The 21962-nt window shown below is 67.1% G+C and carries 28 protein-coding genes and 1 pseudogene; 9 read left to right on the top strand and 20 right to left on the bottom strand.

Going from position 1 to position 21962, the window contains the following annotated elements; translation table 11 throughout:
* Positions 1 to 380 precede the first annotated feature (380 nt).
* The 3 genes from ACFVM3_RS33520 to ACFVM3_RS33510 are packed head-to-tail and all read right to left on the bottom strand — an operon-like array spanning position 381 to position 1628.
* Positions 381 to 950: a TetR/AcrR family transcriptional regulator gene (locus tag ACFVM3_RS33520; protein WP_378443922.1), complete on the bottom strand. Its 570-nt coding sequence runs from the start codon at positions 948 to 950 to the stop codon at positions 381 to 383.
* Positions 951 to 954: 4 nt separating this feature from the next.
* Positions 955 to 1464, bottom strand: a complete 510-nt coding sequence (locus tag ACFVM3_RS33515) for a DUF2269 domain-containing protein (protein ID WP_378443921.1) — start codon at positions 1462 to 1464, stop codon at positions 955 to 957.
* Complete coding sequence (locus ACFVM3_RS33510; protein WP_378443920.1) at positions 1461 to 1628, bottom strand: hypothetical protein; 168 nt, start codon at positions 1626 to 1628, stop codon at positions 1461 to 1463. The genes ACFVM3_RS33515 and ACFVM3_RS33510 overlap by 4 nt, the downstream gene beginning before the upstream one ends.
* A 147-nt stretch (positions 1629 to 1775) precedes the next feature.
* Between ACFVM3_RS33510 and ACFVM3_RS33505 the strand changes: the two genes are divergently transcribed.
* The 3 genes from ACFVM3_RS33505 to ACFVM3_RS33495 all read left to right on the top strand — a co-directional run bounded on the left by ACFVM3_RS33505 (position 1776) and on the right by ACFVM3_RS33495 (position 3693).
* Positions 1776 to 2252 carry a hypothetical protein gene (locus ACFVM3_RS33505; RefSeq protein WP_378443919.1) on the top strand — a complete coding sequence of 159 codons (477 nt, stop codon included), beginning with the start codon at positions 1776 to 1778 and terminating at the stop codon, positions 2250 to 2252.
* Between the two features lie 99 nt (positions 2253 to 2351).
* Positions 2352 to 3452, top strand: a complete 1101-nt coding sequence (locus ACFVM3_RS33500; RefSeq protein WP_378443918.1) for a sulfite exporter TauE/SafE family protein — start codon at positions 2352 to 2354, stop codon at positions 3450 to 3452.
* Between the two features lie 16 nt (positions 3453 to 3468).
* Positions 3469 to 3693, top strand: coding sequence for a heavy-metal-associated domain-containing protein (locus ACFVM3_RS33495; RefSeq protein WP_378443917.1), 225 nt, complete (start codon positions 3469 to 3471; stop codon positions 3691 to 3693).
* Here ACFVM3_RS33495 and ACFVM3_RS33490 read toward each other — a convergent pair.
* Together ACFVM3_RS33490 and ACFVM3_RS33485 are read right to left on the bottom strand one after the other, a co-directional pair.
* Positions 3681 to 4238: a VanZ family protein gene (locus ACFVM3_RS33490; protein ID WP_378443916.1), complete on the bottom strand. Its 558-nt coding sequence runs from the start codon at positions 4236 to 4238 to the stop codon at positions 3681 to 3683. The genes ACFVM3_RS33495 and ACFVM3_RS33490 overlap by 13 nt on opposite strands.
* 114 nt (positions 4239 to 4352) lie before the next feature.
* Positions 4353 to 4565: a zf-HC2 domain-containing protein gene (locus ACFVM3_RS33485; protein WP_378443915.1), complete on the bottom strand. Its 213-nt coding sequence runs from the start codon at positions 4563 to 4565 to the stop codon at positions 4353 to 4355.
* A gap of 238 nt (positions 4566 to 4803) precedes the next feature.
* Here ACFVM3_RS33485 and ACFVM3_RS33480 point away from each other — a divergent pair, with 238 nt between their 5' ends.
* Entirely contained in the window at positions 4804 to 5244 is a 441-nt protein-coding gene (locus ACFVM3_RS33480) for a DUF2752 domain-containing protein (protein WP_378443914.1), read from the top strand.
* Between the two features lie 6 nt (positions 5245 to 5250).
* On the opposite strand, the gene ACFVM3_RS33475 is transcribed toward ACFVM3_RS33480, so the two are convergent.
* Together ACFVM3_RS33475 and ACFVM3_RS33470 are read right to left on the bottom strand one after the other, a co-directional pair.
* Positions 5251 to 6207, bottom strand: coding sequence for a M56 family metallopeptidase (locus tag ACFVM3_RS33475; protein ID WP_378443913.1), 957 nt, complete (start codon positions 6205 to 6207; stop codon positions 5251 to 5253).
* Entirely contained in the window at positions 6204 to 6563 is a 360-nt protein-coding gene (locus ACFVM3_RS33470; protein ID WP_378443912.1) for a BlaI/MecI/CopY family transcriptional regulator, read from the bottom strand. Before ACFVM3_RS33470 ends, ACFVM3_RS33475 begins: the two co-directional genes overlap by 4 nt.
* A gap of 180 nt (positions 6564 to 6743) precedes the next feature.
* Here ACFVM3_RS33470 and ACFVM3_RS33465 point away from each other — a divergent pair, with 180 nt between their 5' ends.
* Positions 6744 to 7589 carry a class I SAM-dependent methyltransferase gene (locus tag ACFVM3_RS33465; protein WP_378443911.1) on the top strand — a complete coding sequence of 282 codons (846 nt, stop codon included), beginning with the start codon at positions 6744 to 6746 and terminating at the stop codon, positions 7587 to 7589.
* Here the strand turns inward: ACFVM3_RS33465 and ACFVM3_RS33460 are convergent.
* Complete coding sequence (locus ACFVM3_RS33460; RefSeq protein ID WP_378443910.1) at positions 7559 to 8653, bottom strand: hypothetical protein; 1095 nt, start codon at positions 8651 to 8653, stop codon at positions 7559 to 7561. The genes ACFVM3_RS33465 and ACFVM3_RS33460 overlap by 31 nt on opposite strands.
* A 196-nt stretch (positions 8654 to 8849) precedes the next feature.
* Here ACFVM3_RS33460 and ACFVM3_RS33455 point away from each other — a divergent pair, with 196 nt between their 5' ends.
* From ACFVM3_RS33455 to ACFVM3_RS33445, 3 genes are all read left to right on the top strand, one after another.
* Positions 8850 to 9584, top strand: coding sequence for a M23 family metallopeptidase (locus ACFVM3_RS33455; protein ID WP_378443909.1), 735 nt, complete (start codon positions 8850 to 8852; stop codon positions 9582 to 9584).
* 131 nt (positions 9585 to 9715) lie between these two features.
* On the top strand, positions 9716 to 11248 hold the full coding sequence (lnt, locus tag ACFVM3_RS33450; protein ID WP_378443908.1) for an apolipoprotein N-acyltransferase: 1533 nt from the start codon (positions 9716 to 9718) through the stop codon (positions 11246 to 11248).
* Between the two features lie 48 nt (positions 11249 to 11296).
* Positions 11297 to 12565 (top strand): prolipoprotein diacylglyceryl transferase family protein, encoded by a 1269-nt coding sequence (locus ACFVM3_RS33445; RefSeq protein WP_378443907.1) that lies wholly within the window; start codon positions 11297 to 11299, stop codon positions 12563 to 12565.
* Here ACFVM3_RS33445 and ACFVM3_RS33440 read toward each other — a convergent pair.
* The 9 genes from ACFVM3_RS33440 to ACFVM3_RS33400 are packed head-to-tail and all read right to left on the bottom strand — an operon-like array spanning position 12562 to position 18776.
* The gene (locus tag ACFVM3_RS33440) at positions 12562 to 13182 is read right to left on the bottom strand and encodes a TlpA family protein disulfide reductase (RefSeq protein WP_378443906.1); all 621 of its coding nucleotides are present in this window, start codon (positions 13180 to 13182) and stop codon (positions 12562 to 12564) included. The genes ACFVM3_RS33445 and ACFVM3_RS33440 overlap by 4 nt on opposite strands.
* Positions 13179 to 13733, bottom strand: coding sequence for a hypothetical protein (locus ACFVM3_RS33435; protein ID WP_378443905.1), 555 nt, complete (start codon positions 13731 to 13733; stop codon positions 13179 to 13181). Before ACFVM3_RS33435 ends, ACFVM3_RS33440 begins: the two co-directional genes overlap by 4 nt.
* Positions 13730 to 14206, bottom strand: coding sequence for a cytochrome c-type biogenesis protein CcmH (locus tag ACFVM3_RS33430; RefSeq protein WP_378443904.1), 477 nt, complete (start codon positions 14204 to 14206; stop codon positions 13730 to 13732). The genes ACFVM3_RS33435 and ACFVM3_RS33430 overlap by 4 nt, the downstream gene beginning before the upstream one ends.
* Positions 14199 to 16184, bottom strand: a complete 1986-nt coding sequence (locus ACFVM3_RS33425) for a heme lyase CcmF/NrfE family subunit (protein ID WP_378443903.1) — start codon at positions 16182 to 16184, stop codon at positions 14199 to 14201. Before ACFVM3_RS33425 ends, ACFVM3_RS33430 begins: the two co-directional genes overlap by 8 nt.
* Positions 16181 to 16615 carry a cytochrome c maturation protein CcmE gene (locus ACFVM3_RS33420; protein ID WP_378443902.1) on the bottom strand — a complete coding sequence of 145 codons (435 nt, stop codon included), beginning with the start codon at positions 16613 to 16615 and terminating at the stop codon, positions 16181 to 16183. The genes ACFVM3_RS33425 and ACFVM3_RS33420 overlap by 4 nt, the downstream gene beginning before the upstream one ends.
* Positions 16612 to 16734 (bottom strand): hypothetical protein, encoded by a 123-nt coding sequence (locus ACFVM3_RS33415; protein ID WP_378443901.1) that lies wholly within the window; start codon positions 16732 to 16734, stop codon positions 16612 to 16614. Before ACFVM3_RS33415 ends, ACFVM3_RS33420 begins: the two co-directional genes overlap by 4 nt.
* Positions 16727 to 17458, bottom strand: coding sequence for a cytochrome c biogenesis protein CcsA (ccsA, locus tag ACFVM3_RS33410; RefSeq protein WP_378443900.1), 732 nt, complete (start codon positions 17456 to 17458; stop codon positions 16727 to 16729). Before ccsA ends, ACFVM3_RS33415 begins: the two co-directional genes overlap by 8 nt.
* Complete coding sequence (locus ACFVM3_RS33405) at positions 17455 to 18123, bottom strand: heme exporter protein CcmB (protein ID WP_378443899.1); 669 nt, start codon at positions 18121 to 18123, stop codon at positions 17455 to 17457. The genes ccsA and ACFVM3_RS33405 overlap by 4 nt, the downstream gene beginning before the upstream one ends.
* Entirely contained in the window at positions 18120 to 18776 is a 657-nt protein-coding gene (locus ACFVM3_RS33400) for an ATP-binding cassette domain-containing protein (protein ID WP_378443898.1), read from the bottom strand. Before ACFVM3_RS33400 ends, ACFVM3_RS33405 begins: the two co-directional genes overlap by 4 nt.
* Positions 18777 to 18873: 97 nt before the next feature.
* On the opposite strand from ACFVM3_RS33400, the gene ACFVM3_RS33395 reads away from it, so the two are divergent.
* A complete protein-coding gene (locus ACFVM3_RS33395) occupies positions 18874 to 19611 on the top strand; it encodes a cytochrome c biogenesis CcdA family protein (RefSeq protein ID WP_378443897.1) in 738 nt (245 codons plus the stop codon).
* On the opposite strand, the gene ACFVM3_RS33390 is transcribed toward ACFVM3_RS33395, so the two are convergent.
* The 3 genes and pseudogenes from ACFVM3_RS33390 to ACFVM3_RS33380 form a co-directional block, all read right to left on the bottom strand.
* Complete coding sequence (locus ACFVM3_RS33390) at positions 19538 to 20017, bottom strand: hypothetical protein (RefSeq protein ID WP_378443896.1); 480 nt, start codon at positions 20015 to 20017, stop codon at positions 19538 to 19540. The two genes, ACFVM3_RS33395 and ACFVM3_RS33390, sit on opposite strands and share 74 nt — an antisense overlap.
* A gap of 16 nt (positions 20018 to 20033) precedes the next feature.
* Entirely contained in the window at positions 20034 to 21572 is a 1539-nt protein-coding gene (locus ACFVM3_RS33385) for a multicopper oxidase family protein (RefSeq protein WP_378443895.1), read from the bottom strand.
* 79 nt (positions 21573 to 21651) lie between these two features.
* Positions 21652 to 21962, bottom strand: a pseudogene (locus tag ACFVM3_RS33380) (cytochrome ubiquinol oxidase subunit I); the annotation flags it as partial.

Genomic DNA, 21962 nt, shown 5'->3' with positions numbered 1-21962 from the left:
CGATTTTGCGCCTAGCTACTACCCATGGTAGTTGAGGGTGAACTTTATTTGAACACAGCGTGATCGAGTGTCGATCAGGTTATCCTCACGTCCCGGCATGCGGGAATGTCGGTCGTTGTCGATAAGCGGGCCGATGACCTCACGTTGCCTTTTGCGATTAATCGGATTGAATATATCGCGTCGATGATACGAAAAGGCGGGTGCGGAGTCATGCGGGACCCCGCACCCGCCGGCACGCGTCGCAAGGGGGAGGGACGACGCGAGCGGTGCGGAACGCTACGAGAGCGCTCTGACAAATACTGATACTAAGTGTAATAGTAGTTGTTTGGCAAGTCTTTACCTTGCCGTGTCGGGACACCCTTGTTGTGGTGCCTCGTTACTCAGGGATGGCGAAGCAGCCCGGTCAGAGTGACCTGGACAAGGCGCCGGACGGCTGCCTTCGACCGCATCCCGTCGGCCGCGGTGAGCGCGTGCAGGCAGAAGGTGGCGAGCTCGGCGGGCGGGACGTCTTCGCGAAGGTCGCCGGATCGGGCGCCGTCGGCGATCAGTGTCTCGACGAAACCCCTGAGATGCTCTTTGGCGTGTTCGACGTGTTCGCCCCGGTGGAGCAAGGCGGCCAGTTCCGTGCCGTGGTGTTCATGAGAAATCAGGGCGTAGGTCTCGAGAACGGCTGTGAGCCGGTCCAGCGGGTCGGTGGCGCGTTCCTTCGCCGCGGTGAGCAGGCTCAAGTGGCGAGCGATCTGGCGCTGGTGCCAGGCGATCAGGATCGCCTCGACGTCGGAGAAGTACTTGTACAGCGTCGCGCGGCCGATCCCGGCGCGCTCGGCGATGTGCGACATCGTGACGCCGGTCAGGCCACGTTCTCCGACCAGAGCGGCGGCGGTGTCCAAAGTCGCGTCCCGCACTGCCTGCCGGTGCGTTTTGATCGACTCATTCCAGATCTTGGGCACTGGATCAGCCTACGCGTGTCCTTGCTTTGCGCTGCCCGTAGCGCGTCAGTCCTCGCGGTTTGTAGACGGCCAACGCCGTGGTCGCGAGCAGGATCAGAATCGCGGCGGCGGCGTCGACGACGAGTTGGGTCCGCATGCCGGACAACGGCTCCAGTGGCAAGGAGGGCTGCCCGGCCGTGGCCGCGACGTGGTCGATCACTTGCGTGTGCACCAGCAAGACGACCGTGGCCAAGGTCGTGAGCAGCAGCTTGAACGTCACCCAGTAATGCCGCAGCAATCCCCACGCGGTCCCCCAGGACTGGATCAGGCCCGAAATCAGAGCGGCGAAGCTCAGGGGCACGATCACGAACCACGACACCATCTCCGTCGCGAGGTACGCCGCCCGTGCGGACTGGATATCTTCAGTCGCCAGGCCGACGATCGCGAGCGCCAGAAACGCCGCCACGGCACCGAGCCAGCCGAGCGACGTCGCGATGTGGACCGTGAGCGACAGCTTGCGCAGCCGCGGAGTCATCGGTGCCCGCCGATGTTCACGCCGGCCAGGTGCAGGACCACGAAGATGATGAGCAGCGTGATCGCGACCGCCGCGACCGCGAGTACCCAGCGAGGCCTCGGCTCCGGCCGATCCGCGGGTTCGGTGTCGGCTGGAATGTCCGGACGGTCGGGTGGTGTGGTCACGGCGGCGTCCCTTCGGTGGATTCGAGCGCATACGCTAGCCTTTTTAGAGACACTCTGTCTACGGTCTGAGACGACATGTTCGGAGTAAGTGGAGCACTGCCGGAGCCGAACGGGGAGTTGACGTCCGGGCTCCGTATCATCGCGGTCGTGACTCGGACAGCCCGCCGGACGACGGCCTTGCGAGGACAGCTCGCACGGCTTATCGCCGCACTGGCCGTCTTCGCCGGCTTGGCGTTCGCCGTCGGTCTGCAATGCACCGAAGGCATGGCGATGCCGATGGCACATGGCATGGCCTCTGCGGAGACGCACACAATCTGCGACTCCGCCGCCGTCGCCGCGAGCCAGGCCACTGGGCACGGGACATCATCGTCGGAGATGCGGGTTGCCGTCCCATGTGCGGCGGAAAGCGGCGGCACGCTCGATCACCGGGATCTGGGCGGGACGCTGGCGACCTGCCTCGCCTTCGTCTTCGCGGTCTTCGCGGTCGTCGCGGCGGTCGCGGCGCTACCGCCGTCACGCTTGCGGGGCCTGGTGACGGCCTTCAGGCGGGAGTACGCGGTAGTGAGCCGTGCCGTCTGGTCACGTACCCCCCGACTCGAGGAACTCTGCCTTCTGCGGATGTAGAAGGAGTCTGCCCGCACGACGGCCGGTTGATCGTTCCGGCCGCTGTGCCGGGCACGCGCTCATCGACTCCTTCCCACTTCCTCGCAGGAGGCTTTTCGCATGAATCTTGCTGCTGTCCTGGTCACCGGCTTGTTCGCCGGCGGCGTGTCCTGCGCCGCGGTCCAAGGTGGACTCTTGACCGGATTGATCACCCGCCAAAAGGCCGCAGCCGCCTCACCGGCCACGCCGGCTCGCCGCGCCAAAGGTCGAACGCAGTATCACGGGAACACTCAAGCCCGTTCCGAACAAGAGGTGGGTCAGCGTGGCTGGCGTGCTCAGCTCGGTGACGACCTCGCGCCGGTCGGCGGGTTCCTCGTCGGCAAGCTGGTTTCGCACACGATGCTCGGAGCACTCCTGGGAGCCGTCGGCGGCGCGGTCGAACTGTCCGTCGGCGCCCGCACCTGGCTGCAGATCGGCGCCGGTCTGCTGATCATCGTCTTCGGGCTGGCTCAGCTCGGCGTACCTGGATTCCGCAAGATAGTCGTCGAACCGCCGATCTCGTGGATGAAGATCGTCCGGAACCGGGCTCGATCGCAAGCCGCGCTGGCACCGGCGCTGCTCGGCCTCGCCACCGTCCTCATTCCGTGCGGGGTGACCTTGTCCGTCGAAGCCCTGGCGCTGACCTCGGGCAGCGCGTTCGCCGGCGCGGCGACGATGGGGGTGTTCGTACTCGGCACCGGTCCCTTGTTCGCGATCCTCGGCTACGCCGCCCGCAAAGCCGCGACCGCCTGGCAAGGCAGGCTCGCCCTGGTGACCGGGCTCGTGGTCCTGGCGATGGGCTTCTACACCCTCAACGGAGGCCTGGAACTCGCCGGATCACCACTGTCGGCCAGCCGCATCGCCCAAGCCGTCGGCGGCTCAGGCGCAGCGGCCGACACCGCGGCCGCATCCACAATGGACGGGAAACAGACCGTGGTGATCACCGCGCGCACCGGTTCCTACAGTCCGGAGAACGTTCAAGCGAAATCCGGCGTGCCCACCACGCTGGTGGTCAAGTCGGAAGGGGCGCAGGGCTGCGTGCGGTCGTTCGTCATCCGCGACGAACAGAAGATTCTCCCTGTCAAGGGGGAGACCCGGATCGATCTGGGCGTACTGGAGCCAGGGCGGCTGGATTACGCCTGCGGTATGGGCATGTACACCGGCGTCATCACCGTCGTCTGAGTCCAAGGAGTCCACCATGGCATCACCCGAGAAATTCATCTTCAAGGTCGACGGCATGCACTGCGGCAGCTGCGCCTTGCTCATCGACGACGCGCTGGAAGACCTCCCCGGCGTGCTGAGCACGCAGACGACCAGGAAAAAAGGGATTAGCACCGTCGAGCTGGACGCGGACCGAAGCAGCGTCGACGACGTGGTCAAGGCGATCGAGGGGCTGGGTTACCGCGCAACTCAACGACCCTGATCGTGGGCCTGCTCGGGCGTGGCGTCATCGGATCCATGCCTGCTCGCTCGCCGCAGCAGCAGGTAGCCGAGCGCCACGCCCAGTACGGCGCCGACCGTGTTGGCGGCCTGGTCGGACAAGCTGCAGTAACGGCCTGGGATCAGCGTCTGCAACGGCTCGATGAGAGCGGGAAGCAGGAACGCGAAAAGCAACATCGGCAGAGCACGTTTGGTCGCCAGGGTCGCCGCGCAGGTCAGGGGAAGCAGCAGCAGGGCGTTCAGCAGAGTGCCGCCGAGTCCGCCGCCGGAATGCAGGAGCCCGTCGACCGGGTCTGCGGTACCGATGGACAGGCAAGAGTGAAACTCGTAGACGCCCGAGTCTTCACCGGGAGTCAGGGTGATGGCCAGGCTGGCGGCGAGCAGCATGAGCGTAGTCAGGGTGGCGTTCCTGCCCCAGCCAGCGCGGGCCGCGAGCATCTTGGCCAGCGGCACGCTGACCAAACAGCCGGCAACCAGGGCGACCAGTGTCCAGCTCGAAATGGGCACGTGGGTGCCGAAGACCGTCACTGTCGCTCCTCGCTGTCGCCCGCGTTGCCAGATCGGATCACGCGCCGACCGTGCTACTACGGGTTCTAGTAGATAGATCGCCGGCGTGGCGCTCGCCGTTTCAGAGGAGGAGAGTCATGGGCTCCGGGCAGGCCGGGCTCGCTTCTTCGTTGCGATGTCGGCCTTCATGGCTTGGAGCAGTCGGACGACCGGCGTCAGGTCGTCGACTTCCTGGCGGCAGCTCCGACAAAACCGAATGTGTCGTTCGAAGTCCGCTCGTTCGGTCTCGTCGAGGATGCCGATCAGGTAAGCCGCCGCTGAGATGCCGAGTGGGCAGAAGCTAGCCATTGCGCCTCCTCGGGCCAGGTCCAGGCTCTACTATAGACCGTAGTAGAGCCTGGAGTCTGCCATCGACATGACGGATGACGTGAGGGTGAGGATTGCGTACCGGTACTACCGTGGTTAGTATTACACTCGTGCGAGTTTCCCTGCTGGTCACTCGTTACGGCGCGGCGGGTGCGGACCTGGTTCCTGTACCCCAGGTTCGCACCCGCCCGTTGCCGATTCCGCTTCCTTGGGTAGGACTGTGACCGGTCGCGTTCTCGTTTCCCTGAATCGCGATCGCCATCGTGGGCTGACGATCGCGGCCGCCGTCTTCTTGGTGGGGGCAGTGACGTTGCGTCTGGTCGGCGTGCCGACGATCGATCTTCACGGACCGCTGCACTATCTGGGCATCATGGACCCGTTGTGTGGCGGTACGCGGGCGACCTTCTTCTTGTTCACTGGGGAAGCGGCTGCTGCTGTCCGCTACAACCCGCTGGTCTTCCCGCTCGCCGTCGCGGTTCTCTGCGTGCTGGCCCGCTCCGGCATCGGGATGGTCACTGGTCGTTGGCTGGAGATCCGGTTGTCACGACGATGGCGGCGCGGCGCCGTCGCCGTACTCATCGTCGGGATGGCCGTCTTGTCGGTTCGTCAGCAGTGGAACGCCGAGTTGCTGATGCAGTCTTGGCCGGTGGCCAGATCCTGAGCGCGCTCAAGCTCCAGTCAACGGGCAAGCGACGACAGCGACCGAGAGCAGAACGCCGGCACCGGTGATCATCGGAAGCGTGGTCATCGTCGCCGCGGCGAGAACGCACGCCATGACCCGCTTCATTGGCCCCGCGGGTGCGCTTCCGTTCGCCAGCACGGCGAGCCGCAGCTCCACGCCGCTGCCGCCCATGGCCAGTGCGCCGTCCGGAGTGCCATGCCCTGCCACGCTGAGCAGAGCCGAACGCACGGTTTCGGCGCCGTGTTCGCGCACCGCGGCGGCATCCGCGGCCAGTTCGACGAGCTTGCGCACGGCCGAAGGAGCCTGACGGAAGAGTGGGAGGAACGGCAAGGCCCTCGCGAGTGCGTCTACCCAGGTGATCACGTGGTGATGCCTGCCACGCAGATGGGCGCGCTCGTGGGCCAGCACAGCGGCGACCTCGGCGGCGGGCAGATGCCGTTCGAGCCCTTCGGTCGCGACGATGACCCCCCGGCGATAGGCATAGCTGAATGCCATCGGTTCGTCGTGGTCCAGCCACCAAGTCCGTGGGCAGCGGTCGTCGCAGCGGGCGGCCATTTGCAGGGTCTCGAGGTGCTGCCGGCGGATGCGAGCACGTCGTCGCGCGAATTGCACGACGATGACGGCGAACCGGAGGGTCAGGAGCGAGACGAGCGCGATGCCGGCCAGGCCCGCGAAGACTTCGGCGCGTGGGGGAGTGCCGTGGGAGATCGCCGCCAGGCACTCGTTGACGATCGACATCACGGTGGTGCCGGCACCGTGGCCTGGAGACAGCAGTAGCACGGTGCCCGCGACGGTCGCGGCAAGAACGCCGACGGCGGCGAGCAACCAGGCGACGAGTAGCGCCAAGGGGTCTGCCCGGGCCGGATCGATCTTGTTCAGCAGGCCGGGCGTGAGCCAGCCGGTCAGGGTCGCGCCCAGCAGGAGTGCGAGAGCCGCGGTCATCCGCGGGCCGTTCTGCGCAACCCCTTGCGCAGTACCGCTGATTCCTCGGGGGACACCGTCGTGGCGAAGTGGAGAAGGACGGCTTCGGGGTCGCCGGACTCGTTCAGGACCTCCCGTAGCGACTTCGCGGCGGCTTGCGCACGGCTCTGCGCAGGGTGGTAGACGAACGCCTTACCGCGTCGTTCGCGTTCCGCCCACTGCTTGCGATGCAGGTTGTCGAGCACTGTCATCACCGTGGTGTAGGCGAGGTCCTTGCCGGTGTCGAGTTGCTCGAGGACTTCACGAACCTTCAGTGGGCTTTCGGCGCGCCACAGGATGTCCATCACCGCACTCTCGAGATCGCCGAGACCGCGCATGAGACCTCCCTGTTGCCCGTCTTGGCCTGCTTGTTGCCGCCGCGTCCGCTGTCTACTAGGCCTGATCGTACCACGCAGCCTCACTGAGGCGGTTTGCGACGAAACGGTTGTTCGCAACTACCCTTGATAGTAGTTTGACTACTATCAAGGGTAGTTGTCATGGCTGCGGGGAGGTCGGCGGTGAAGATTCACTACGGGGACCGCGATACCGATCTGGACGGTCTGCCCGGCGGTGAGGACTTCCGCGCCCGGTTCGATGACCCGTTGTTCGCGGCCGCCTATGCCGCCTCATATCAGGGGGCAGGGCCGGCTGAGCGGTACTTCTCATCGAGACTTCATGCCGTGTTCGAGGTCTTGGACCGATGTTCCGGTGGTGACCTTCTCGACGTCGGCTGTGGGCCGGGAGTCTTCGTCCGGCGTGTGCTGGACGCTCGCCCTGGAGATTTCCGGATCACCGCCGTCGACAGATCGCCCGCCATGATCGTCGAGGCCGCGGGCAGCGCGGCCGATGCGGAGATGGAACTGGTGGTCGGTGTGGCGGAAGCGCTGCCGTTCCCCGACGCCGGTTTCGATGTCGTGGTCGCGATGGGAATGCTGGAGTACTGCGATCATGCCGCCGTCTTGCGAGAGCTCGACCGAGTTGTGCGCCCGGGTGGGATCGTCCTCGTCAGCATGCTGAACCCGCTGAGTCCATACCGGCTGTTCGAATGGGGCGTCTACTGGCCGTTTCTTCGACTGCTGGGTCGAGTCGAGGGTTTGCTCGGCCGCTCACCCGAGCGGCGGCACGGTGTGCCGAAGTCGGGTATCCGGGCGCTTTCGGCCGGGCGGTTGTGTCGACAGGTGCGGGCGGCCGGACTTAGCCCCGTCGACGTCGTCCACTATGACCTGACGCCGTCCGTGCCGCCGTTCGATCGGCTTCTCGGCAAGTGGACGCGCCGGCGCGAACGACCGGCGGACACCGTCACCCGCGGTTTCCGCCGCTGGATGGGCACCGCTTACCTTGTCGTCGCGACCGGTTCTCGATGATCGATGAGCAGGGTGATCACCACGGACACCATTGCCGACACGACCACCACACCACCGGTCAGCTCTGCGGACCACTGAAGTCCGCGCGTCCATTCCAGAGTGAGCATCAAAGCCGACCAAAAGAGGAGCGGCACTCCGGCGGCCGTCACCAATGCCAGGGTTCGCGTGGAGGCGCCTGACCGACGCGCGACGCCCAGTGCGATGTCTGCGGTGAATCCCGCAGCCGCCGCTGCGACGACGAACCAGGCTCCGGCGAACGCGAAGTCGACAACTATGGACGCCAATGTCGCGTGCGCCACGACGAATGCGGTCACGACACCGAACGGCAGCCGCCAAGTGCGGAGGAGGTAGACCAACGGCAGCACGATCACCAGCGAGGTCACGATATAGCTGCCCAGACCGGCCACCGCCCTCGATTCGGTGGCGACGTGTTCCGGTGTTCCCTCGGGGAAGTCTCCTACCGCCTGCAGGGGCGAATCGGTAAGGAAGGCCGACAGGAAACTCAACGCGAACGCGGCCACCGCTGACAGTGCGAGTACGGCCACCACGATCGGCAGAAGCCGTACCTTCGGCTGGTTGCCTTCCTTGGCGCGCGCGGCCAGCAGCGGGCCTGAAAGGAGCAGGCCCGCACCCGCGAAAAGCAGCAGGTGCGACGGGCTCAGAAGCGCGTCGATCCCCGCCTCGATACCGAAGATCTCGTGCCAGGCTATGTCCGCCGCGCCGCCGGCCGCGAACATTGCCGCCCCAATCAACGCCCAGCCATATCCCTCCGGGGGTGCGAAGAATGCGGTCAGGACCGACGAGCCCGTTCGTCTGCGCCAGCCCATTACGACGAGCCAGCCGCCGAGTGCTGCCAGGCCGCCGTAAAGCGCTCCGTGCCACGGGGTGAAGAAGGAGTCGGGCAGACCGAGCCAGTGTGCCCGGCCGTCGAAGAAAACGGCGACGACGATCCATAGCCCGAGCAGGGCGGCGCCGATGTCCTCCCACTGTGTACTCGCCGTGCGGTCGTCCGCCGCGGTGCGCTTTGTGGTCCGATCGGCCGGCATTGTCTGTCGTGTGACCATGACTGCCTCCTGGATATACGGGCGGAGGGTATGCAGTGCGGCCAGGATATACCCCGGCGGGGTAAGCGGCAAGATCTGGTTTTCTTACTTGCACCAGGCATATTCGCGCAGTGTGTGACATGGCTCGCTACCTACTATCCACCATAGTGGTAGCGTGCCGCGGCGGTGAGCTTGTTCCCGACCGAGAGGTGTGTTCGTGGCCGGCAATCACTCCGGAACCGGAGTCCGCATGCGGACGGCGTTTCGGGCGGGAGTCTTCCTCTTCGGTCTCAGTGCGGGCGCCGCGGCGGCCGCGACGCAAACCGGAATCAACGATGATGCGGCTCCGCCGCCGCTGGAGCCGGCGGTGAACGCGGCATTGTCCGGCGGTGGAAGTGCGGCGGCCGGCATGTTGCTGCCGGTCGTTCCGCGGCAACAGCGCGACGAGGTAGTGGTTCTGCGGACCGCCGAGCGTGTCCGGCAGGACAGGGTAGCGCGGGTGAAATCGGCGAAGGAGGAAGTGGCGCGCAAGCAGGCCGAGGAGGCCGCCCGAAAGAAGGTGTATCCGCCGGTGACCGGCGTGATCACATCGAACTTCGGTCCACGGTGGGGTTCCACTCACTATGGGCTCGACATCGCCAACAAGATCGGCACTCCCATTCGGACGCCGATGCGAGGGGTAGTGATCGACGCGGGGCCTGCTAGCGGGTTCGGGCTGTGGGTTCGCATCCGGCATGACGATGGGACGATCACCGTTTACGGCCACATCAACGATTTCGGGGTACGTGCCGGACAGCGTGTCGAGGCGGGGCAAGTGATCGCCGAGGTGGGCAACAAGGGGATCTCGACTGGTCCTCATCTGCACTTCGAGGTGTGGGAACCCGGCGGTCGCAAGGCTGATCCGTTGCGATGGCTGAAGGATCGTGGGGCCGACGTAGGCGATGAGAGGTGAGTGCGACTGGTGTGCCGTCCGTAGCAATCTACTATGCGCGATAGTATCGCCGTGTGTGGCGACGAGACTTGAGACTTGCTCGAGCGCTGCGGTGCGCACTGCGCTCAGTCGTTCCAGCCGTGCTCGCCGGATTGATCCTCTACGTCAGCCTGGCGCCCCGGAGCTGGTGGTGGCTTGCGCCGGTGGCGTTCGCCGTACTCGGGCTCGCCTTGCATGGTCGCCGGTTTCGGCAGGGCGCCGGTCGCGGATTCCTTTTCGGGCTTGCGTTCTTCGTGCCCCAGCTGTCCTGGCTGCAGGATTTTCTCGGTGCGGATTTCGGGCCGTGGCCCTGGCTGGCGTTGTCGGTGACGATGGCGCTCTACTTCGCACTCGTCGGTGGCCTGTCCGCCGCGGTTCAACGTCTTCCCTGTGCACCCGTCTGGATGGCGGCGGTGGTCATAGCCGTGGAGACGCCGCGTATGTGGTTCCCGTTCGGTGGATTTCCCTGGGGGCGTATCGCGTTCACTCAGCCGGAAGGGATCTTTCTGTCGCTGGCCTCGTTCGGTGGCGCCCCGTTGGTGGGCTTCGCGGTGGTGCTCTGTGGTTTCGGCATGTCGCGGCTCATGGTGCGCATGTACGAGATCGGATGGCGATTTCGCCGCGTCCTCGTCGGGCCTGTACTGGCCGTCGTGGTGCCGATTGCCGCCGGGATGGGGACGTGGCCGAGCGTCGATGGCAGCGCGGAGGCCGGCAATCGGACGGTCGCGGTACTGCAGGGCAACGCACCGGATCGAGGATTGGCCTTGCTCGGCGAGCGAGATGTTCTGCGCGACAACCATTTCGCCGAGTTTCGGCGGCTGAAGGAACGGGTTCGCGAGGGCCAGGTTCCGAAGCCTGATCTGGTCGTCTGGCCCGAGACGGCGGTCCGGATACCTGCTGATGGAGACCGGCTCGGCGCGCTGGTGAACGAACTCGGCGTCCCGGTACTCGTCGGCGCACTTGAGCGTCTGCCCGATGGACGCAGCCAGAACGTCGCCGTCGTTTGGAAACCTGGCGAAGGACCAGGGCAGCGCTATGCGAAACAGAAGCTGGTGCCGTTCGGGGAGTACATGCCCGCACGCGAGATCGCCCGGTTGGTCACTCCCTTTGCCGACACTGGCGAAGACATCTCGCCGGGAACCGGGAGCCCGGCAGCTTTGCGGCTGGCCGAGACGGTCGTCGGCGCGTCGATCTGTTACGAGGTCGCCTACGACCAGGCCGGCCGCGACGCCGTCCGCGCCGGGGCCGAACTGCTCACCGTGCCGACCAACAACGCGTGGTACGGGCGAAGCGAGATGACCTATCAGCAGCTCGCCATGGCAAGGTTGCGGGCCGTCGAACACGGCCGCGCGGTGCTGGTCGCCGCGACCAGCGGGGTCAGCGCCATCATCCGGCCCGACGGCACGGTCGCCCGCGCTTCGAGCCAATTCACCGCAACGACACTGATCGACACGGTCCCGCTGCGACGGGATCTCACGATGGCCGATCGGCTGGGGTCTTGGGCTGAGCATGTGCTGATCGCGGCGGCGGCAGGGGCTGTTGCCGCCGCGCTGGTCCTGTGGGTGGGGTCCTGGTCGTCGGAGCGGCCGGCTCCCGGGTTTCTCCGGCGGCGAGGCAAGGTCGACTCGAATCACTGCAAGAGCTAGTACTATCTAAAGTAGTAGATAGCTCGATTCGTGAGGAAGTGCGTCGCTGTGGGCAAAAAGGCACGGAACAAGTCGTCGAAGACCACGACCCGCCCGGAGCAGCGCACGGCGTCGGCACAGCGGGCGGCGGGCCCCGCGCGGACCAGCGGCGTCCTGCCGCCCGCGCTGGCCCGCTCACGGCCGGCTCCGTCCGTGCCAGTAGCTGTCAAAACCAGGCCCGAGACCGGTCCGGCGGAGACCGGCGGACGCACGGGACAAGGTCGCGCGGCGGCGGTGGGCTGCATGGACGGCCTCGCCGCGGAGGTGCTGCCACACGGGGTCGCGGCCACCTACTGGTTCGAGGCCGCCGATTCCGGCGACCCGTACACAGCGTTGATCCGATTCACCGGGATGAGGACCGATGCCACTGGTAGGCCGGGCCCTGGTGACCGGTTCGACGTGATCGAGCGCCTCGAGATCATTCCGGGTAGCGGACGGACGGCCCTGACGACGAAGGTGCCGGGCGTCAACCCCGGCACCTGGCGAGTCACGGCGAGGCCGGACACGGCGATGGGACGAGGCTCAGCCGCGTCGAGAGACCTGCCGAGGCGGGTGGTCGACGTGGTCGCGCGGCCGGGCGTCCTGGGGCAGGGCCCAGGGGTGCGGTTGCTGTCCTGGCCGCTGCTGGTCGGCCTGGGTGCGGTGGTCGCGCTCGTGCTGCAGGCGTTGCTGGTCGGCCGGTCCGGATACGGTGTCATGGGGATGCTCGCCGTCTCTCTGATCGGCTGCGCGCTCGGGTTCGCCGGGGCGAAGGCGTGGTACCTCGCGCTGCACCGACGGCATCCGCGCACGTTCATGACCGCCGGAGCCTGTATCCAGGGCTTTCTGCTCGTCGCGTTGGGTGTGGTGGCGCTCGGTGCCGGTGTGGTGGGCATCCCGATCGGGAAACTCCTGGACTTGACGACACCGGGCATCTTCCTCGGAATGGCCATCGGCAGGCCGGGCTGCTTCCTCACCGGATGCTGCGCGGGAAGGCCGACGAGTTCCAGATGGGGCCTGTGGTCCTCCGACCGGAGGCTGGGCGTTCGCCGGCTTCCGGTTCAGCTCGTCGAGGCCGCCGTCGCGCTGGCGATCGGGATCGTCACGCTGACTCTCGTGCTCGGCGTCGAGCCTGGGGTCGACGGGATGATCTTCACGGGTGCGGTGGCGGCCTACACGTTCGCTCGGCAGGTGCTGTTCCCGTTGCGCAACGATTCGCGAACCGCGACCGGCCGTGCCGTGACGATGGCAGCCTGCGGGCTGGTGCTCGCGGCGGCGACCATTCTGGCGGCGGCTTAGGACGGCTCCGACTGGACAGGTCCGTCCGTGCGGGACCGCGGCTGACGGCCCGCTTGGATGTCGTCGAGCGTGCTCGCGAGCAGCGGGGGGTCGGTCGGCCCGGTGATCTTGGCGACGATGGTCCCGGTCCGGTCGATGAAGAATGTTTCCGGGATGCCGATGACGCCGAAGTCCATGGCGGCGCGGGAACGAGGGTCCGTGACGTACTGGTACCCGTTGCCGCGGCCGAGTTCGTCGAGGAACCCGATCGCGGGTTTGCGCTGATCCTGGTAGCTGATCCCGACGAAGGTCACGCCTGCCTCGCTGTACGCGTCAGCCGCTGCCACGAGTGTTGGCTGTTCTTCGCGGCAGGGGACGCACCACGACGCCCAGAAGTTGACCACGACGATCCGGCCGCGTAGCGACCCGAGGTCCAGCTCTCCCTCGCGTTCCAGGTAGGGCAGGGAGAGCTCAGGCGCGGGCTTGCCGATCAACGGCGTGTCCACCAGCGTGGGGTCCTTGCCGAGGCGGGTGCCGAGCAACGCGCCGACGGCGACCGCGGCGATGGCGGCGGCGAGCGCAACCCAGCGCAGCCACCGCATAGTGGAGGTACGGGGATCCGCGAATTCGGTGCTCATCGGCCGTTCCTGTCCAGTTCACGGCGGGCGGTGGCGATCATGGCCTCGATATCGCGGCGGGTTTCCGGGAGCAGGCCGCGCCGGGCCTGGAGTTGCTCGAGGGTACGGAGCGCGGCGGCCGGATCGTTGCGGCCGAACAGTTCGACGTTGGCCCTCATCCACAAGGCCGTACCCGCCGCATCGCCGCCGGCGGGCAACGGCGCTGTGGGTGCGCTGGTCTGCGTGACCTCGTTGCCGGTCACGAACCCGTTCTCCGGCCTGGGCTGTACCGACCCGGGGAGGACGACGGCCGCGGCGATCCCGGCGACCAGCACGGTGACGACGTAGGCGAGCGTCCGCGCGACACTGAGCCGGGACGGTGCGCGGGGACCGGGCTCATCGAGACCGTCGAGCCGGGTCATCGCGTCCGCGGCTGCTCGCTCGTACTCCGTGCGCAGCCGTTGCCCGGCCGCAGCCGGAATCTCGCCGGTACGAATCTGCACTTCGAGCGCAAGCAGATCCCGGAGCGCTTGCTCACGCTCTTCCTCGAGGTGTTCTCGTTCACGGTTCACAGGAGATCCTCACGACGGTACGTTCCCCGTGCTCGCTCCAGGGCCTGTGCGACCTGATTTCGCTGGTCCTCCGGTACGACGAGGACCACTCGCCGACGTCGCAGGACGACGCCGAGTCCGGCCGCACCCGCCAGCACACCTGCCACCGGCAGGAGCCACAGCAACAGCGTCGGGCCGTGCGCGGGCGGGTCGAGCAGGACCCAATCGCCGTACCGGGAACGGAAGTAGTCGACGATCTCTTCCTCGTCGCGGCCGGCCGCGACCTGTTCCTGCACGACCTGCCGCATCGCGGTGGCGGTTTCAGACGGCGATTCGGCGATCGACACGCTCTTGCACACCGGGCAGCGCAGCCGTTGCTCGAGTTCGTAGGCCCGGTCGCCCGGCCCGCCGGTGCCCAACAGCTGGGCCGCCACGATACCCAGCAGGATCAGCACGCCGGCGATGCAGGCGAGGCTGACGACTCGGCTATGCACCGGCTTTCGCCTCCTCCGAAGGAGCCGTCTCGGCGGCGGACCACTCCAGGCGACCACGTCGCCGCCCGGTCAACGCCCACAGCCCGCCGGCGGCGATCATGAACCCGCCGACCCAGAGCCACGACATCAGCGGGTAGCGGTAGAGGTTCACTGTCACGTTCTCCGGCGTGAGCTGGGCGAGCGCCACGTAGATGTCCCGGCCCGCCGTGCTCCACACGGTCGGCGTACCCACCGCCTGTGGCTGATTGACGAAGGTCTCGAGCCGGGGCTCGGCCGTCCATACGACTTGACCGTCTTCGCGGAACACGAGGTGCGCGTCACGCAGCGTCCGGTCGGGTTCGACGTGCTGCTCGGTGGTGTCCAAAGTGACCGTGTACCCGGCGAACTCCGCCGCCTCTCCTGGACCGAGGGCGACAGTGGCGCGGCTCGTGGTGGCGCCGGATACCGAGATCGCGACGGCGACGACGCCCACGCCGATGTGGGCGAGCTGCCCGCCCCAGTACGCACGTTGCCCGGTGATCAGCCGCCACAGCCCTCGCGGTCGCCGGTTCGGCGCGGCGACCAGCAGCTGCCGGACACTCGCCGCGGCGATCGTCATCGCCAGGAACACCACGGCGACGGCGCCGACGGAGCGGAGGCCTGCCACGGTCACGACCGCCGCGGCGGCGCTGCCGAGCAGAAGCGGTACGCGTAGCCGTGTCCACAGCAGCCCCGGCGTCGCCCAACGGTAGGGCGTGAAAGGGCCCGCGCCCATCGCCAGCAGGAGCGCGAACGACAGCGGTACGGCCATCCGGTCGAAGAACGGCCGCCCCACCGACACCTGTCCGCCGTTGAGCGCCTCCACGAAGATCGGGTAGAGCGTGCCGAGCAGTACGACGAACGCGAACAAGCACAGCAAAAGGTTGTTCACCAGGAACAGGCCCTCGCGACTGCCGAGTCGCAGGGATCGTGTTCGCGTGGCGATGTCCTCGCCGCGCAGCGCGAACAGCGTGAACCCGGCCACCAGCACCACGACGAGGAATCCGAGCAACGCGGGGCCGACGCCGGACTGCGTGAACGAGTGCACCGACGCGACCACCGACGAGCGGGTGAGGAACGTGCCGAGGATGGTGAGCGAGAACGTCGCGAGTGCCAGCACGAAATTCCACGCCTGCAACATTCCGCGTTTGACCTGCACCACGGAGGAGTGGATGAACGCCGTTGCCACCAGCCACGGGATCAGCGCGGCGTTCTCCACCGGATCCCACGCCCAGTAGCCGCCCCAGCCGAGGACCTCGTAGGACCACCAGGCGCCCACGATCAGACCCGCGGTCAGGAAGGTCCAGGCGACGAGGTTCGCCCGGCGGGTCCGCACCAGCCAGTCGACGCCGCCTCGGCGGAGCACCAGCGCCGACATCGCGTAGGCAAAAGACACCGTGAAGCCGACGAAGCCGAGATAAAGCAGCGGCGGGTGAATCGCCACCATGATGTCGTTGCGCAGCAAGGGATTCGGGCCTGGCCCGTCGATCGGCGGAGTAGCCAGGATCTTGAACGGGTTGGCGACCGTGGTCACCGTGCCGAAGAAGAACGCGGCGACCAGTCCCATGACGCCGAGTGCGCCGGTCCCGAGCCGATCGTCGGGACCGGTGAGCTTTCGGCCGGCGACGAAGATGTATCCGGCGAGCACCAGCGTCCACAGCACGATACTGCCGCCGAGTCCGGACCACGCGCTGGTGATCGTGAACAGCAGCGGGGTCGCGCGCGCGTGGGTCTCCGCGACGTACGACATCGCGAAGTTGTCGGTCAGCAGCGCGGTTTCGAGAGCCGCCATGGACAGGACCGCGCCACCGGCCATCACCGAGGACGCAGCACGTAACTGGCCGATTCGCACTGTGCCGGGACGGTATTGCGCGCGGAAGCCGTACAAGGCGAGGACAAGCGAAGCGGCCAGGCCGAGCAATGCGCCACCCCAGCCCGCGGCCGGTACTACTTGCGTCATCGAGGATCACCTCCAGGACCCGGTTGCGGCGTCGGGCCCGGCGGACGGTAGTTCTCGTCGTGCTTGACGATCATGGTGTCCGAGAGGAATTCCGTGCCACGCCACGAGCCTTCGACCACCACGCCGATGCCGGGCTGGAAAAGCTGCGCGACCGGGCCGGTGTGCAGCACGACGACCGCGGCGCTGTCCGGGCGCACCTCGGAGGTCACGACGAAGGCGAGCCCGTCGGCGGTGCGCCGCTCGCTTCCCGGACGGACGAATCCACCGAGCTGGAAACGCCGGCCTTCGGCGTAGTCGGCGTGCTTGGCCAGCGCCTCATTCGGCGTGAGGTAGTAGACGAGGTTGCCGTTCAGGTTGCCGAAGAGGAGGACGCCGACGAGCACCGCGACAACGCCGATGCCCGAAACGGCGAGCAGCCGGTATCGCTTCACCGGTCACGTCCCAACTCGCGCTGGACGGCCCTGGCCCGCTGGACCAGCTTGACCGTGTACGCGGTGAGAACGCCGAAGGTGACTACGAAGCCGATGATCACCCAGGTCCATTCAGGCATCGTTCGCCGGTCCTTCCAATCGGGGTGCGGCGACCGCGAGGCCGGCCAGCCGGCTGTCCGCGGTGGCTTGGGCGATGGTGAGGTCCTCCTCGAGCGAGGACAAGCGAGTTCGGGCTCGCAGCAGGGTGATCGCGAGCAGGGTGAACCCGAGCACGTTGACCAGCAGCACCAGCAGCATCCGATGGTCGATGGACGGGTCGCCCGGTTTCAGGACGGTCGGTGGCTGATGCAGCGCCCGCCACCACACCACCGACAGGTGCACGATGGGCACCTGCACGAACGCGACGACGCCGAGCACGGCCGCGCGCCGTGCCCGCGCGGCATGGTCGAGCGTCGCGCGCCGGAGGGCGAGATAGCCGAGGTAGACGAAGAACATCAGCGCGGTCGTGATCAGCCGGGGATCCCACGTCCACCAGACGCCCCAGACCGGTTTGCCCCACCAGGAACCCAACGCGATCGTCAGACCGGTGAACAGCACACCGACCTCAGCGCTGGCGGCCGCGAGCCGGTCGAAGCGGTCCTTCCGCCGCCACAACCACAGTCCGCTCGCCGCGAAGGTGATCACGAAGCACAGGTAGGCCGTCCACGCCGTCGGAACGTGGAGGTACATCAGACGCTGGTACTCGCCCTGGACGCGGTCCGGCGGCGCGAGGACGGCGCCGGTCAGCCCAGCGGCGAGCACGACGACGGTGGCAGCCGGCAGTCGTCGTCCGAGCGGGTTCATGCGTTCTCCTCACAGGCGTTCGCGCTCAGCAGCAGACCGAGCCAGCCGATCGCGGTGGTGGTGACCAGCATCAGGAGCCAGGGCCACGGATTCCGTCCATAGGCCGCCGTCTTGATCACTTCCGTGGCGCCGAGCAGCAGCGGAAGCGCCAGCGGGCAGACCAGCAGGGGGCCGAGCGTGCCGCGCCCGGCCAGGCCGCGGACGACGGCCCCGGCGAGGGTGCCGAGCGCGGCCAGTCCCGCGGCTGTGACGGGTAAGACGGCCGGCAGCCATGCCCAGCCGCGCATCGGCGGCTGGTAGAACACGACCAAGGCGGGCAGCAACAGCATCTCGAAAGCCAGCAGAACGGCCGTGGTCGCGATCGCGCGGCCCGCGAGCCTGGCCGCCGGGGCGACTCCTGCCAGACGCAGCATCCCCAGGTGTTCAGGTGAATCGGTCGTGGATTGCCGCAGGGTGACGAGCAAGCCGAACAGCAGGATCACGACCCAGTACATCCCCAGGCCGAGTTGCGCGAGCAGCGGGCGATCGGCTCCGACGGCCAACGGCACGAGCAACAGCGCCACCGCACCGAACGGCGCGATCACCCAGAGCGTCTCACCGGCACGGCCCTCGATCCGCAACTCGGTGCGGGCGACGGCACGGGCCTGCCGCAGCGGCGTGGTCATCGGTGCTCACCTTCCGGCGTGAACTCGTGGACGCACGGCACCAGCCGCCCGCCTTCGAGAAGAGCGAGCCGGTCGGCCAACGATGTCAGCCGCGGGATGTCGTGTGAGACCACGATCGCCGCGCCGCCGCGGATACGGACGCGGTGCACGACCAGATCGACCAACCCGAACGACGCGGGATCCAAGCCAGCGTGGGGTTCGTCGAGCAGCAAGAGCTTCGGAGCGGTCAGGATGACCCGTGCGAGGTCGGCGCGGCGGAGCATTCCCTGTGAGCATTGGTTCGCCCGGCGGTGAGTCGCCTGTCCCAAGCCCACGAGGTCCAGCGCGGCGGTGACTGCAGAGTCCGGTCGCCCGGTCAGCGTGGCTACGTAGCGGAGGTTCTCTTCCAGCGTCAGCAGCGGATGCGACGCCGACTGATGCCCGACCAGTGCGATCGACGACCTGACGCTCTGGGCCTCCGGCGTGCCGAGCCGCGCGCCGAGCACGGTTCCGAGCCCTCCGGCCGGTCGCAGAAGGGTGGCTAGAACGCGAAGCAACGTGCTCTTTCCTGAGCCATTGGGGCCAAGAACACCGAACACCTCGCCGGGGCGCACCACCAGATCGAGTCCGCGCAGGACAGGACTGCGGTGGACGCTGACGTCCAGATCCGTCACGGCCACCACGGTATCCCGCTGCTCTACTAACATCGCTAGTAGATTACAGTCGGCTGGAGCCGACCACTCGTCCGGGTTCCAACAGGCAGGTTCTGACGTGGAGTTGTACGCATCGCTGTCGTTGGCCATCGTGGCGGGGATCATCTCGTGCACTTCGCCGTGCGTGCTTCCGCTGCTACCCGGCTATGTGTCCTACATGTCCGGCCTCGGACAGTCCTCTGTGGACGGAACGACCATGACCTTGAGCAAACGGCGTGTCGGCGTCGCCTCGGGGTTGTTCATCCTCGGCTTCACCGTGGTGTTCGTCGCGCTCGGGATGACGGCTTCCGCGCTGGGACTGTTGCTGGCTCAGCAGAAGCAGACGTTGACGGTCGTCGGTGGCGTCCTGGTGATCGTGATGGGGCTGGTCACGCTCGGTGTTGTGCGTATTCCTTTGCTGCACAGGGAACTTCGGTTCGACCTGCATCGTGTGCGCGGTGGTCCTGCCGGAGCGGCCGTGCTGGGCGTGGCGTTCGGGCTGGGGTGGACACCCTGTGTAGGGCCGGTGCTCGCGTCCATCCTCGCGGCCGCCGCGGGCACGGCGACGGTCGGTACCGGCGCGTTGCTGCTGTTCGCCTACTCGATGGGGCTCGGGGTGCCGTTCCTGCTCGTGGCGTTCGGGGTGGCACGGGGGCAGCGCGGCCTCGGCCGGCTGCGGAAGCATACGAGGAAGATCGAAGTCGTCGGCGGGGTTCTGCTGATGGCGATGGGTATCGCGATGCTCACGGGTGGCTGGACGCTGCTGATGAGCCGGATGCTGGCGTGGTTCGCCCGCCTGGGCTGGCCTCCCTTGTGATCTCCGGCGCGCAGGCTTCCGTGGTGCACTCTCGCTGCCGCCAGCGAATCGCCACGGCTGCGCCCAGGGCAACCACCGATAGCGCCGCGAGTACGGGCTGAACGGGTGCCCACAACCCGAGCGCGCCGGATACGCCGAGCAAGCCCACGACGATCTTGTTGCACACCGGGCATCCGACGGCGAATACCGCGGCGGTCACCGAGCCGATCACCCGGCCACGTCCGCGGGTATCGCTTTTGGGGCGTCGAATGGACACCCAGAGTCCGGTGAGAACCGCGGTGAGGGCCAGTACGGGGTATTCCCACCATCGAATCGGTGTCATGCGGGTGAAGTAGGACGTGTCGATGACATCGGTCGGCACCCCGACGACGACCGAGCTCAATGCCGTGGCGGCGATTGCGGCCACCCATCGGCGGGATCGTTCATTCCACATAGGACACCACGGACATCATCCCGGCTTCGCCGTGGTAGACGTTGTGGCAGTGGGTGAGCCACTGTCCGGGATTGTTCGCGTCGAAGTCGACTTCCAGGGTTGTGCGGGGCAGGACGATCGCGGTGTCCTTGCGGGGGCCGGGATTGTTCTGTCCACGTACCTGGAAGGTGTGACCGTGCAGGTGCATCGGGTGGTACATGTCCGAGTTGTTCACGAAGCGCAGCCGGACCCTTTGGCCTTGCCGGATCGGCAGGCCGTCGGCGGGGTCGAAGGGCTTGCCGTTGATCGTCCAGTCGTATTTGGCGCCTGGCCCGGCCAGGACCATGTCGTGGACGACGTCCGGGTTCTTGGCGGGCAAGGCGACCTCTGCAGCGGCCTGGAAATCGGCGAGGCTTTGCACGGGTCGAGCCTTCAGCGCCGCGACTGCAGCGTCGTTCGCCGTTGCGGCCTTGCTGCCGCCGGAATGCAGGAGCACCTGGGCGTAGGCGTTCTTGCCTTCGGCGATGGCGATGACGGGCACGCCCTTGTCGGGGAGGGTGATCACGGCGTCGACTCGTTCACCCATGCCGATCAGGACGGTCTCGGCCGGATTTCGAGTGGTCGCGGGGAAACCGTCGGTGTGGGTGACCCGCATCGGCGCGCCGGGAACGCCGATCCGGAACACGGTGTCCCCGCCCGCGTTGATCAACCGCAGTCGGATCCGCTGACCGGGTTTGCCGTCGAACGAACGAGGTGCGGTGGCGAGCCGGCCATTGGCCAGCATATGCGGGTAGACGACGTCTCCGGCGTCGCCGCCGAGGATGTCCGACTTAGGCATGCCGGGCATCTCCGACATGCCCGGCATCGAGTGGCGCATGGCCATCCCGTTCTTCTTCAGGTTGTCCAGAACCGCGTCTGGATCGGTGCCCGTTCCGTCGATCCAGTCGTCGAGCACGATCACCAGTTCGTCGTCGTAGTCCTTGCCGTCGGCCGGCTCCTCGACGATGAGCGGGGCATAGAGCCCACGATCAAGCTGCACGCCGACGTGCGGGTGGAACCAGTACGTCCCCGCGTCGGGCACCGTGAACTCGTAGGAGAAGTCGGCATTCGCCGCGATGGCCTGTTGCGTGACATCGGGCACGCCGTCCATGTCGTTGCGCAGGGCGAGGCCGTGCCAGTGGATGCTCGTCGGCTGTGGGAGCCGGTTGCCGAGGTTGGCTTTCAGTACCTCGCCCCGCTTCAGCCGTATTTCCTTGCCCGGCAGGTCTCCGCCGTACGTCCATGTCCTGACCGGTACGCCGCCGAGGTCGACTTCGCCCACCGTCGCGGTCAAGTTCGCTGTCATGACGGTCGCGTTCGCCGCGCGCCGGGCCTGCTCGGCCTTGGCGACCAACGGTGAGGTCGGTCCGACCTTGGCCTGCACGGGTGTGCCGCCGCCGGACGAGCAGGCGGACAAGCCCAAAGCCGCGGCGGTGCCGGTGCCCAGCACCAGGAATCCGCGCCGGCTCATCCGGCGGTTCGGGAACAGTGGGTGCTCGGCAGGTGTCATGACTCCCTCGCGGTTCAGAGGTCTACGAAGCTAGATAGTACATGGATTTTCCGGCGGCACCTGGCAGCGTGGCTCGCCGTCACTTCTCGCTGGAGTGGTCATCCGGCATGGCCGCCTCGGTGAGCACCTGGGACGGCGCGCGGTGGGTGTTGACCTTCTGCTTCCCAAAGAAGCCGATCTCACCCTCGGAGTGGATGCGCTCCACCATATGCGGGTAGTGCAGCTCGAACGCCGGCCGCTCGGACCGGATCCGCGGCAGCTCGGTGAAGTTGTGCCGCGGCGGCGGGCAGGACGTCGCCCATTCGAGCGAGTTGCCGTAGCCCCACGGGTCGTCCACCGTGACGATCTCGCCGTACCGGTAGCTCTTGAAGACGTTCCAGATGAACGGCA

Origin of the sequence: Amycolatopsis sp. NPDC057786 (assembly GCF_042797905.1) — a bacterium.
GTDB lineage: Bacteria > Actinomycetota > Actinomycetes > Mycobacteriales > Pseudonocardiaceae > Amycolatopsis.
This window is presented reverse-complemented; position numbering and strand designations above follow the sequence as displayed.

What these genes read in the sequence shown, in the direction of transcription:
- ACFVM3_RS33425 (WP_378443903.1), bottom strand. Translation starts at nt 16,184, where the DNA reads ATGACGCAAGTAGTACCGGCCGCGGGCTGGGGTGGCGCATTGCTCGGC.
- ACFVM3_RS33385 (WP_378443895.1), bottom strand. Translation starts at nt 21,572, where the DNA reads ATGACACCTGCCGAGCACCCACTGTTCCCGAACCGCCGGATGAGCCGG.
- ACFVM3_RS33515 (WP_378443921.1), bottom strand. Translation starts at nt 1,464, where the DNA reads ATGACTCCGCGGCTGCGCAAGCTGTCGCTCACGGTCCACATCGCGACG.
- ACFVM3_RS33405 (WP_378443899.1), bottom strand. Translation starts at nt 18,123, where the DNA reads ATGACCACGCCGCTGCGGCAGGCCCGTGCCGTCGCCCGCACCGAGTTG.
- ACFVM3_RS33495 (WP_378443917.1), top strand. Translation starts at nt 3,469, where the DNA reads ATGGCATCACCCGAGAAATTCATCTTCAAGGTCGACGGCATGCACTGC.
- ACFVM3_RS33470 (WP_378443912.1), bottom strand. Translation starts at nt 6,563, where the DNA reads ATGCGCGGTCTCGGCGATCTCGAGAGTGCGGTGATGGACATCCTGTGG.
- ACFVM3_RS33485 (WP_378443915.1), bottom strand. Translation starts at nt 4,565, where the DNA reads ATGGCTAGCTTCTGCCCACTCGGCATCTCAGCGGCGGCTTACCTGATC.
- ACFVM3_RS33460 (WP_378443910.1), bottom strand. Translation starts at nt 8,653, where the DNA reads ATGGTCACACGACAGACAATGCCGGCCGATCGGACCACAAAGCGCACC.
- ACFVM3_RS33415 (WP_378443901.1), bottom strand. Translation starts at nt 16,734, where the DNA reads ATGCCTGAATGGACCTGGGTGATCATCGGCTTCGTAGTCACCTTCGGC.
- ccsA (WP_378443900.1), bottom strand. Translation starts at nt 17,458, where the DNA reads ATGAACCCGCTCGGACGACGACTGCCGGCTGCCACCGTCGTCGTGCTC.
- ACFVM3_RS33475 (WP_378443913.1), bottom strand. Translation starts at nt 6,207, where the DNA reads ATGACCGCGGCTCTCGCACTCCTGCTGGGCGCGACCCTGACCGGCTGG.
- ACFVM3_RS33440 (WP_378443906.1), bottom strand. Translation starts at nt 13,182, where the DNA reads ATGAGCACCGAATTCGCGGATCCCCGTACCTCCACTATGCGGTGGCTG.
- ACFVM3_RS33500 (WP_378443918.1), top strand. Translation starts at nt 2,352, where the DNA reads ATGAATCTTGCTGCTGTCCTGGTCACCGGCTTGTTCGCCGGCGGCGTG.